This is a genomic window from Rhodoferax sp. OV413, assembly GCF_945881795.1.
Lineage (GTDB): Bacteria > Pseudomonadota > Gammaproteobacteria > Burkholderiales > Burkholderiaceae_C > Allorhodoferax.
In genome coordinates this window covers 1-11098 of sequence record NZ_CAMCVG010000073.1, presented here as the reverse complement: position 1 = coordinate 11098, position 11098 = coordinate 1, and the positions used below count along the sequence as shown (strand labels likewise).

Annotated in this window: 10 protein-coding genes; 8 read left to right on the top strand and 2 right to left on the bottom strand. The window is 56.2% G+C overall.

All coding sequences use genetic code 11. The features are described 5' to 3' along the window. On the bottom strand, positions 1–734 hold a 734-nt coding region (locus tag Q0O05_RS09415), incomplete at its 3' end, for a penicillin-binding protein activator (RefSeq protein WP_293662417.1). A gap of 512 nt (positions 735–1246) precedes the next feature. Here Q0O05_RS09415 and Q0O05_RS09410 point away from each other — a divergent pair. Genes Q0O05_RS09410 through Q0O05_RS09395 form a run of 4 tightly spaced genes read left to right on the top strand, consistent with a single transcriptional unit; the run spans position 1247 to position 4680 of the window. Then, positions 1247–2152: a tripartite tricarboxylate transporter substrate binding protein gene (locus Q0O05_RS09410; protein WP_293662415.1), complete on the top strand. Its 906-nt coding sequence runs from the start codon at positions 1247–1249 to the stop codon at positions 2150–2152. Then, positions 2152–3417: a 3-isopropylmalate dehydratase large subunit gene (locus Q0O05_RS09405; RefSeq protein WP_293662413.1), complete on the top strand. Its 1266-nt coding sequence runs from the start codon at positions 2152–2154 to the stop codon at positions 3415–3417. The genes Q0O05_RS09410 and Q0O05_RS09405 overlap by 1 nt, the downstream gene beginning before the upstream one ends. Next, positions 3414–3929: a 3-isopropylmalate dehydratase gene (locus Q0O05_RS09400; RefSeq protein ID WP_293662410.1), complete on the top strand. Its 516-nt coding sequence runs from the start codon at positions 3414–3416 to the stop codon at positions 3927–3929. Before Q0O05_RS09405 ends, Q0O05_RS09400 begins: the two co-directional genes overlap by 4 nt. Continuing rightward, on the top strand, positions 3922–4680 hold the full coding sequence (locus Q0O05_RS09395) for an aspartate/glutamate racemase family protein (RefSeq protein ID WP_293662408.1): 759 nt from the start codon (positions 3922–3924) through the stop codon (positions 4678–4680). Before Q0O05_RS09400 ends, Q0O05_RS09395 begins: the two co-directional genes overlap by 8 nt. A 20-nt stretch (positions 4681–4700) precedes the next feature. Here the strand turns inward: Q0O05_RS09395 and Q0O05_RS09390 are convergent, their stop codons facing one another. Continuing rightward, positions 4701–5834, bottom strand: a complete 1134-nt coding sequence (locus Q0O05_RS09390) for an NAD(P)/FAD-dependent oxidoreductase (RefSeq protein WP_293662411.1) — start codon at positions 5832–5834, stop codon at positions 4701–4703. Here Q0O05_RS09390 and Q0O05_RS09385 point away from each other — a divergent pair. The 4 genes from Q0O05_RS09385 to Q0O05_RS09370 form a co-directional block, all read left to right on the top strand. Further along, on the top strand, positions 5719–6900 hold the full coding sequence (locus Q0O05_RS09385; protein WP_293662406.1) for a tripartite tricarboxylate transporter substrate binding protein: 1182 nt from the start codon (positions 5719–5721) through the stop codon (positions 6898–6900). The two genes, Q0O05_RS09390 and Q0O05_RS09385, sit on opposite strands and share 116 nt — an antisense overlap. Before the next feature lie 18 nt (positions 6901–6918). Beyond that, complete coding sequence (locus tag Q0O05_RS09380) at positions 6919–8391, top strand: dihydroorotase family protein (protein ID WP_293662405.1); 1473 nt, start codon at positions 6919–6921, stop codon at positions 8389–8391. A 42-nt stretch (positions 8392–8433) separates the two neighbouring features. After that, positions 8434–9294 (top strand): isocitrate lyase/phosphoenolpyruvate mutase family protein, encoded by an 861-nt coding sequence (locus Q0O05_RS09375; RefSeq protein ID WP_293662403.1) that lies wholly within the window; start codon positions 8434–8436, stop codon positions 9292–9294. 667 nt (positions 9295–9961) lie between these two features. Further along, a partial coding sequence (locus Q0O05_RS09370) for a hypothetical protein (RefSeq protein WP_293662402.1) occupies positions 9962–11098 on the top strand: 1137 nt, incomplete at its 3' end.

Here is an 11098-nt window from a genome sequence, read left to right as displayed (position 1 = left end):
TCTGCGCCCTGCGCTTCCAAGTTGCCGTCTGTCAAAAAGCCTGAACCATAAAGTGGAATGGCTTTGTTCAAGCCTGCGGCAGCGTAATCTTTGACAAACTTCACGGCACCACCGCCTGCAAAGAAGGTGAACACTGCATCGGGCTTGCTTGCGGCAATGTCTGTCAACAAGGCCTGAAACTCCACATTAGGAAATGGTAGGCTCAACTCTTTGACCACCGTACCGCCACCTTTTTCAAACGCTTCTTTAAAACCCTTTACCGATTCATCACCTGCGGCGTATTTCCATGTGATGGTGGCCACTTTTTTAATGCCTTTTTTGGCCATCACTTCGCCCATGGCGTAACCAGGCTGCCAGTTTGAAAACGAACTCCGGTAAATGTTCGTGGCGCACATGGGGCCAGTCACCGCGTCTGCTCCTGCGTTGGGCACGATCAGCAAGGTTCCGCTGTCTTTGGCCACCTTAGCCATGGCCATGGCCACACCGGAATGCACGGAGCCGATTAACACGTCTACGTTGTCACGCTTGACCAACTTGTTGACGTTGTCGGTTGCTTTAGAAGGGTCGGACTCGTCGTCCACTTTGACAAACTCAACCTCGCGCCCTGCAATCTTGCCGCCCTGTTCTGCCACATACAACTTAAAGCCGTTTTCAATGGCGTTGCCTAAAGAGGCAAAGGTCCCCGTGTAGGGCAGCATTAGCCCCACCTTCAGCTTGCCGCTGGTCTGGGCCATAGCAAACGTTGGAACAAGTGCTGCAGTGGCAAGCAGCGTGACAAACGTGGTTTTGATTTTCATGTAGTAGTCTCCTTTGATGTGCTTTGATGTGCTTTGATTTTGTCCGTGGATGGTTTTAGGTTGGGTAACCACAGCTGGAGTTTAAATTGGTCCCGAGGACCATTGGTCAACAAAACAAAAACGCTCACACAAGGTGGGCGTTAGATGCATCATAGGTTGAGGCTTTGAGAAATGAATCTTCACTTAATTCTCAACATGCACATCAGCATCTCGCAAAAAAGCTCAGCTTCGCTGCGAGACGACAAGGGTAAACGCTAGTGATGTTTGTTTAAGAGTCTTATTGACTGGATATTGCCATCACCCTAGCATTCACACATGGTCGCTTTCATGCACATGTCTAAGGGCCACCGGTCAAAGAAATGTTCGTCCTTATCGGAGAGCAGAGGGTTAGTATGAATCGCCGTATAGCACTTGCCGCCAGTGCTTGTATTGCGTTGGATTTTGTTCTGATGGGTGCGCAAGCTCAATCACCAACGCCAATACGTATTTTGGTCGGAGCACCAGCTGGCGGCTCCACAGACACCTTAGCCAGGGTACTTGCGCAGGAGCTAAGCCGGCTACTGGGTCGCAGAGTGATCGTAGAGAACAAGCCAGGCGCCGGGGGAAACATTGCAGCAGAAGCGGTGGCTAAGGCAGCCCCTGATGGCAACACCCTGCTCATGAGCTTCACCAGCCATGCGATCAATGCCTCGCTCTACTCCAATCTACCGTTCGACCCGGTAAGAGACTTCACACCTTTAACCTGCGTAGCTACTTCGCCTTCGGTCCTAGTGGCACACCCGTCACTGCCAGCTAGAGATGTGCGTGAACTCATTGAGCTGGCCCGAGCCAAACCCGGCCGCCTGAACTTTGCAATTGGTGCCATTGGCTCATCTTTACATCTGGCGGGCGACGCTTTTAAGATGCAGTCGGGCGTCTACATTGTCAATATTCCCTATCGAGGAACAGCCCCCGCCATCCAAGACGTGCTTGCCGGTCAAGTCGAGCTCATGTTTGCCGCTGTAGGCAATGCGCATACCCACATCAGGGCAGGCAAACTGCGTGCGCTGGGTGTGACCAGTGCAAAACGTCTACCGGCATTTCCGGAAGTTCCCGCGATCAACGAGGTACTGCCTGGCTATGAGTCCAGCGCCTGGTTTGGTCTGTTTGCGCCTGGACGCATGGACGCAGCTCTTACCAGCGTTCTATCGGATGCAACTCGCCAGGCCGTAGCCGCCCCCGAGGTGCTGCGCCGGTTCGAAACAGAAGGCTATAACCCGGTAGGCAACGCACCCGAAGAATTCGGCCGCTTCGTGCAGGCCGAGATCACGCGTTGGCGACGAGTAGTGAAATTTTCCGGGGCAAAACCCGAATGATCAAACCCCAGTCACTTGCCCAGAAAATCATTGCCCGTGCCGCTGGTCGAGACACTGTTCGCGTGGGCGAGATTGTCAATTGCCGCGTGGACCTCGCTATGTTCCACGACTCCTCCGGTCCGCGACGTCTCAAGCCAATGCTAGAGGAACTGGGCGCTCAGATATGGGATAAGTCTCGGGTCGTGCTGGTCATGGATCACTACTTGCCCGAGCGCAACGAGGAGTCGCGCAAGATCGTGCGTATTGCGCGGGACTGGGCAAATGAGCAGGCCCTACCCTATGTGTACGATGGTCTGGGTATATGCCACTTAGTGGTGCCTGAGCATGGCCACATTGCCCCTGGGATGTTTTGTGTGGGGGGCGATTCGCATTCGCCAACTGGGGGCGCCTTTGGGGCCTACATGTTCGGTATCGGCAGCACCGAGATGCTGGGCGTGGTGGTAACCGGTGAAATTTGGTTGAGTGTGCCTAAAACCATCGCCATGAATTGGTCGGGGCGGCTGGCCGCGGGTGTCTGTGCCAAAGACATGATCTTGTCCATGATTGCCCGTTTTGGCATCAACGGCGCAAACTACCAGGCGGTCGAATTCGCCGGCAGTGCCGTGCGGGCCTTGCCTATGCAGGAGCGGATGACTCTGTGCAACATGAGCGCCGAACTTGGAGCACAGACTGGCCTAGTAGCGCCCGACGTTGTCACCCGTGAGTGGCTGACGCAGGCAGGTGCCGCGATTCCGATAGACCTTGGTACGCTGCAGTCCGACCCGGGCAGCGCCGACCAGCAACACGACTTGGACGCCAGCACACTAAGTCCGCAGCTGGCAGCGCCACACAGCCCCGCTCGCGGCGTGACGCTGGCCGAGCACTCCAGCACGCGAATCGACGTGGCCTACATAGGCGCCTGCACCGGAGCCAAGCTGGAAGATCTGCATTTCGCCGCCGAAGTGTTGCGTGGCCGCAAGATTGCACCCAGCGTGCATCTTATGGTGGCGCCGGCAAGCCTCAAGGACCGCGCTCATGCTGAAGCAGATGGCACCCTGCAGTCTCTCATCGATGCCGGGGCCAGCATTTTGCCCAGTACCTGCGGTGCCTGCGCAGGCTACGGTGATAGTTTTACAGAGAACCAGACCGTTATATCGAGCACAGCTCGTAATTTTCGAGGACGTATGGGGCCGGCCAGCACCCAAGTATTTCTTGGCTCACCCTACACAGTTGCAGCGTCCGCGCTACGGGGCTACATCACCGATCCACGAGAGGTGTTGCAATGATCGTTTCACACAGGATCTGGCACCTTGGGGCTGACGTGGATACCGACGCGCTTGCGCCCGGTGCATGGATGCAGTATGGCATCGACGTGGTTGCACAACACAGCCTTGAAAACCTGCTACCGGCATTTGCCAGGGAAGTGCGACCAGGCGACGTGATCGTGGCGGGCCCCAACTTCGGCATCGGGTCTTCACGCGAGCAAGCGGCGGCGGCTCTGGTGCAACTAGGTATTGCGGCAGTCATCGCTCCATCTTATGGCGGCCTTTTTTTTCGTAATGCATTCAACCTTGGGCTGTTGCTGTTGACCTGTACCCAAGCGGAAAGGCTCCAAAAAGAAGAGCGTCTCGCACTGGATGGAAGCGGCTCGGCAATTATTTTGCAATCCGGCGCAAGGCTTGACTGTGAGCCTGTACCGGATTTCCTGCTACAAATGGCGCGCGCCGGCGGTCTTTTGCCCAGCCTAAAGCAACGCCTAGCCCGTGAGCGTGACGCCGCAGGGATTGCCCATGGTTAATGCAGCCCTTTCTCCAGAATACGGTCCGGTGGTCGCCATTTCCGTACCGCAGGCAAATACTACGGTGGAGCCAGAAATGCAGGCACTGATGAGCGCCTGCTATAGCCTTTTGGCAGCTCGTATGACAAGTCCGTTACAGGACTCGCGCGCCCGCCTTGTGGATTACTTCGATACGCTTGCTCAAACGCTGGATCGATTTGACGTGGCCCCTGTACAGGCGGCCGGTTTTGCCTGCACAGGCTCCAGTTACTTGGTTGGCCGCCAAGAAGACCAACGACGGCTCGCTGTGCTATCGGCTGGTCGAGGCTACCCTGTGTTGGGAGCCGCAGACGCCATTGCGCGGGCGCTGCAAAACCTGGGCGCACGCCGAATTGCGCTGCTCTCGCCATACCCCGCCTGGTTGTCTGCGGCAGGCCAAGATTACTGGAGGGAATGTGGATTGGAAATGCTTTCAGTTGCCAGCCTGCCGGAGGACCTCTTGGATACCCGCAATATTTACAAGTTGAGCACTGCGCGGGTACTGGAGATCTTTGACCAACTAGAGCTGCGCGGCTGTGATGCCGTGCTTCTCAGCGGCACCGGCATGCCCACATTGCGCCTTATTGCACAACTGTCGCTACCGGTACCTGTACTTTCGTCCAACCTCTGTCTTGCATGGGCCCTGCAGTGTGCAGTGCATGCGCCGAAAAGTGAATCTGATGTGCTAGCCGCTTTACTAGATGTTGAAGCTCCATGGCGCGGCTACTTATGAGTTTGTTTTCGATACTTGATTCAGACAATCTGCTCGCTTTGCCTCAACCCTTCGATCATCGAGGTGCGCAGCAGGTGCTGACGCAATTCAGCGGGGTCTGCGGCAATCGCTTGGAGTTTGTGCAGGGCATCGCGCCTTGCGGCTGGATCACGCTCGCGCATGCGAGCCCGATTGGCGTCAGCCTGTTTGAGGATCTGGTCAAGTGCTATCGGTCGTCGCTGGCGTTCGTACTGAGACAGCAGTTCGACCGACTCACCCCGCATCACGCGTACCAAACGAGCTGCCAGGTTCAGCGCATCGTGAACGCCGCCATTCATTCCCATGCCGCCAGCCGGGCTGTTGAGATGCGCGGCGTCTCCAGCCAGCCAGATACGTCCCGCACCGTAGGAGGAGGCAATGCGTTGGTGTACACGGTAAGGGCGCACTTCCATCACGGGATAGGCCTGGGAGCTGGGCACGATGGCCTGCAAAGCCGCCTCGATGGCTTCAGGCGTGAGCGAGTCTTCAATTGGCCGGTTTTCGTCAGGGTAGATCGAAACACGCCATCGCCCAGGCACCTTGAGCAGGCTGAAGTTGCCCGCGCCCACCTGCCAGCAGTAGGTCACGTTAGACAGTCCGGTCAGGTGATCTTCAAAAGCAAAAGTGGTGGTGGCAAGGATTGTGGTTTCAGGGTATGTCTTGCCTTCGAAGGCCACTCCCAGAGCCTTGCGTACCAAGCTTCGCGAGCCATCCGCGCCGATCAGCCAGCTGCCGCGCAGTGTTTCGCTGCCGTCGCAATGCGTCAGTTCCAGCCGTACACCGTCGGCATCCTGTGCGGCGTCGGACACAGCGGTGCCAAAACGCACCTCAGCATGCGGGTAGTCGGCCAGCTTGGCCAGCAGCGCACGAGAAAGCTTGTATTGTTCGCATTGCAGACGATAGGGATGAGCTGTCACATCGGACAGCACAGACAGATTAAAGCGCGCGCACTCACCCAATGGGTGCAAGCGAACCTGCCATTCCGGGCAGACAAGCCCCTGCTCCAGCAGGATCTGGGTGATGCCAAAGGCGTCCAACATATCCAATGTGGGGGGATGGAAGGTCGAGGCTCTCAAGTCGTCTTCAATCCCGCTGGCGGATTCAATCACCTGCACCGGCACACCAGCATCGGCCAGAGCGAGGGCGGCCGTAAGACCAACAGGGCCTGCACCGGCCACAAGCACTTTAGGAGAATATGTCATGAGAAATAAGTCTACACGCCGCGGCGTATGCCAAGTATTGGCTCAAACCCTCTGCTTAGCCGCTGCAAGCGCTATCGCGCTACCGGCAGCTTTATGGGCACAAGCCTACCCAGAACGGCCCATAAAGCTGGTTGTCCCATTCCCGCCCGGCGGATCGACCGACGTTATCGCCCGACTTTTGAGCCAGCGCCTGTCCGATGCACTCAAGTCCTCGGTGGTGGTCGAAAACCGCCCTGGCGTGGCCTCCTTACTTGGCACTAACAGCGTGGCCAAGGCAGCGCCCGACGGCTACACCCTAGTGGTGGCGGCAAATCCTGCTATCGCGCCGGGCCCGTTGATGCGAAACAGCGTGCCCTATGACCCGCTAAAGGACTTTACCCACATCGTTTTACTGGGCACCTTTCCCAATGGTTTTGTGGTGCGCCAGGACCACCCTGCTCGGACTATGGCCGAATTTGTTGCTATGGCGAAGGCCAAGCCTGGTGCGATGAACTATGCATCGGCAGGATTGGGCAGTTCGGGTTTCCTTACGGGCGAACTGCTCAAGCAGGCTGCTGGCATCGATATGGTCCATGTACCTTACAAGGGGTCCGGACCGGCCATCACAGACCTGATGGGCGGCCAACTTGACGGCATGTTTGAAAGCTTGGTCACCGCCACTGGCTACGTGCGCAGCGGTAAGTTGCGCCTGCTTTCAGTCAGCGGCGAGAAGCGCAGCGGCTCTTTTCCTGAGGTGCCCACCCTTAATGAAACAGTGCCCGGCGTCTCAGGTAGCGCTTGGTTCGGAATATCTGCACCTGCTCGGCTGCCTGCAGAAATTGCGCGGCGGCTGCAGATCGAAATTCAGTCCATCATCAATGCGCCCGATATGCAGACCCGCCTGACCGATCTGGGTATGACCCCGCTGCCTCTAGGTGGCTCTGACTATTTAGCCTTCATTCAGGCTGAGAGCCGAAAATGGGGGCCCATCATCAATGCCGGCCGCATTTCAGTCGAATGATCTAACTTAAGACTTAGCATGACTCAACCCGAATTTGACCTACTAATCAAGAACGTACGCCTGGTTCGCCCCCATGGCAACGTGGTGCATGAAAGCGATATTGCCGTAAATGCAGGCAAGTTTGCACTGGTGGCCCCTGGAATCGACGTTTCCCGGGCAAAGAAGGTTCAGGACGGCATGGGGTACCTGGCATTTCCAGGCGTAGTTGATGCGCATATGCACAGCGGCATCTACTCGCCGCTGGCCGAGGACGCCGTGACAGAAAGTAAGGCTGCTGCAATGGGTGGCGTTACATCGAGCTTAAATTACTTTCGCACTGGGCAGTACTACCTAAACAAGGGCGGCCCCTACAAGAAGTTCTACCCCGAGGTTCTCAAGATCGCTCGTGGTAAGTTTCATGTGGACTACGGTTTCCACCTTGCGCCCATGGACAGCACCCACATTAAGGAAATCCCTGAGCTTATCGAGAAGCATGGCGTTTCCAGCTTCAAGATCTTCATGTTTTACGGATCGCACGGTCTGCACGGCGCATCGAACACCCAAAAAGACTTTTTGATGATCGGCGAGAGCGAGCGTTACGACTACGCTCACTTTGAGTTCATCATGCGCGCCATTCAGGCCGCGCGCGAGCAGTTTCCAGAGCGGGCCCGGCAGATATCGCTCTCGTTGCACTGCGAGACCGCCGAAGTCATGACGGCTTACACCAAGCTGGTGGAAAAGGACAAGTCTCTCAGCGGCTTGGCTGCCTATAGCGCGTCGCGGCCACAGCACTCCGAAGGGCTGGCCGTGTTCATCGCAAGTTACCTAGCGCACGAAACCGCGCTGCCCAACATCAACCTGCTGCACCTTTCCTCACGCAAGGCGGTGCAGGCCGCGATGATGATGGCCGATACCTTTCCGCACATCGACTTCAAGCGTGAGGTGACGATTGGCCACCTGATGCTGGACATTAACAGCAAGGCTGCTGAACTAGCCAAGGTCAACCCACCGATCCGCCCGCGCGAGGACGTTGAATTTTTGTGGGATGCGCTGCTTGCCGGCGAGCTCGACTGGGTGGTGAGCGATCATGCCTGCTGCCGCCACGAAATGAAGATTCCGCGCCACTACTTCGGCAACATTTGGATGGCTAAGAGCGGCTTCGGTGGCAGCGAATACTTGCTTCCCGCACTCGTGAGCGAGGGTACGCGTCGCGGTATGGATTACAACCACATGGCGCGTGTCCTCAGCTGGAACCCGGCGCAGCGCTACGGATTGAACAGCAAGGGTGACATTGCCGAAGGCTTTGACGCCGACATCGCTCTGGTCAACCCTGCCAAGACATGGACCATCCGCGCCAAGGACTCGCCTTCCACCCAAGGCTACACCCCTTTCGAAGGTCTTGAGCTCTCGGCCAGTGTTCACTCAACCTGGCTCCGTGGCGAGAAGATTTATGAAAGTGGCGAAGTGCTGGGTAAACCCCGCGGGCAATACCTGTTCCGGCCGACTGCCTAAACTTTTATAGCTTACTGCCTAGACTTTTCTGGAGATCTTGAATTGACCATTACGCTCAAACAACGTCTCTCACAACCTCATGCTTTGCTCGCTCCCGGCGTATATGACGCACTGAGTGCGCTGGTAGCTGCACAATCGGGCTTTGAAGCGCTGTACCTCTCGGGTGCATCGATCGCCTATACGCTTCTGGGGCGCTCTGACGTGGGATTGACCACCTGCAGCGAAGTGGCCGCTACACTTTCACGTATCACCGAGCGTGTGCCCGTTCCAGTGATCGTGGACGCTGACACTGGCTTTGGCAACGCACTTAATACCCGACGCACTGTGCGCGAATTTGAGCGTGCCGGTGCGGCCATGATCCAGTTAGAAGACCAAACCTTCCCCAAACGCTGTGGTCACCTTGATGGCAAGACCGTGGTGACTACCAAGGAGATGACGGGCAAACTCAAGGCAGCTCTTGACGCGCGCACGAATGAAGACACCTTGATCCTCGCGCGCACCGACGCATTGGCAGTTGAGGGGCTAGAGGCAGCCTTCGACCGTGCTGAAGCCTACTTGGATTGTGGTGTTGACGCGCTCTTCATCGAAGCCCTGCGTACGCCCGAGGAAATGGACGCCGCCTGCGCGCGTTTTGGAGCGCGCATCCCACTACTTGCCAATATGGTGGAAGGTGGCAAGACCCCCGTGCAGAGCGTCACAGCCTTGCAGGAACAAGGCTTTCGAATCGTCATCTTTCCCGGTGGCACTGTTCGCGCTGTGGCGCACACCCTTCAAGGCTACTACTCCAACCTCCAGCAGTACCAGACTTCAACGGGTTGGAAGAAGAGCATGCTGGACTTTAATGCACTGAACGAGCTGATAGGTACGCCGGAGTTGATGGTGCTCGGCAGACACTACGAGTAGCTGCGCTTGGGCTAAATTTGTCGAGAGTATTGCGTGCTGTAAAAGGGGCAATTATTAACAATTCATCACCTGATTTTTTTCAGCGCTTTTCATGGTATGTCTTTTGGCCTATTGGCCTGATATCTGATCCACTGGCAGAACTATTAAGACCGTTCCAAAGTGGTCCACAAAACAGAAACGCCTACACAAGGTGGGCGTTTACTGCAGCGGGATACCGCCATCTTGTTGGTTGCGCGAGGAGGATTTGAACCTCCGACCTTTGGGTTATGAGGCTACAAACCAAACATGTAGCTTGTTTGGTTTAGTTCGGCGGCATGGCCTCAGTATAAAGAGAACAGAATGAAAAACTAGCGTGACCAAAATCGTTTAACCCCCATTAAACAGCAAATTTTTGTCACGCTCAAGCTATGCGGCAAATGCATCAGCAGGCCGTTGCGACCATTGGGTGCCCTCTCATTAATAATTGATATAAACTAGCATTAAGGCAGCTGAACGGGCCTGTCTCGCAAGAGCAAAGTTCAGCCTATACCTGACCAGCATCGGTCACCACTGGGCAGCTCTTTAAGAGCGCTCAGTCGGGCGGGCAATTGCGCCCGGATTCACCGCCAAGTGCGGCACACATCCGAAACCCTTTCCAAGGCACGCGCAGCTATGCGCGTGATGCGCCATGCCCGACCAAAATCTGACGCTTGAACCACGTCTAATTTCTGCCCTGCAATCGCTCAGGGTGGCTTTGCACGTCCCTGAAGATTTAAGCGGAATCGCATCCGCACTCTCTGCGGCCAGTGACTGCCTGAATCTAGCCGCAAGTCACTTCTATGATCAGAATCTTTTTGAATGGAAATCAGTCGCTGATGACCTGCGCGCAGCCTTCAGCGAACAAGCCGCAACCGGTTCTGCCGACGCGGCGCGCTGGTATCGACCGTCATCGACGGACGGCACCGCACAAAGTCGCCTAGCAACTTGGCGACGTTCCGTATCGCCCGGCGAGCTTGAACGGAAGCTGAGCATTCTAATTGGTCGAACGATTGCTGCGGCGGCGACGACAAATGCACGAGTAAGTCCCGCCCTGATAGAAGGGGCAAACATACTTAGAAACACCCAGCGTGGCAAAGGCCGGCGATCCCACACCTGGAACACCTTGTTGACGCTCGACTTGCTGGATGGAACAGGTATAGCTCACCTTTGCGAGTCCATTGACCCGCGAGCTGTCCACTTCTCGTTTCTTTCAGCGGCCCTGCATGTCCTGCGCAGCCCAATCTACAGTCCATATCGCCATATTCAGGAAGTTGTGACAGGTGCATCACTGGACAAATCCAGCATCGATAGTGGCCTTCTGCGTCAACCAAACGACAAGGAAACGACTGACAGCGATGCAGCGACAGTGCCGGCATCTGAAGAAAGTCCACAGAAAAGGGATGACCTCCTGCCCGATATTGGCTCACGCCTGGCAAGCAGTGACTACACCAGTTTCAGCGAGAAGCTGGGCTTTGTCACGCGCGACTACATCGACTCTGACGATCTCTCATTGATGACCAGACAGTTGGTCAAGCACCTAGAGAGCCGCAACAAGCCGCAATCTGCATATGCAGTCCTCGCGCTGGTTAGCCTGCTCACAGGCTGTACAGATTTTCTTGCCGTGAAGTTGCGTTTTGAGCCCGGGCACAGCATATGGCTGAACATCGACTGCAGCGTCTGGTGCTGGGCCTTCAGCGCCTATCGGTCCAAGCAAGATGATCCAAATGAACCAGCAACTGGCGAACCAATTTCTGTTGCTCTACCAGGTAATCTGGCTCTTCGATTG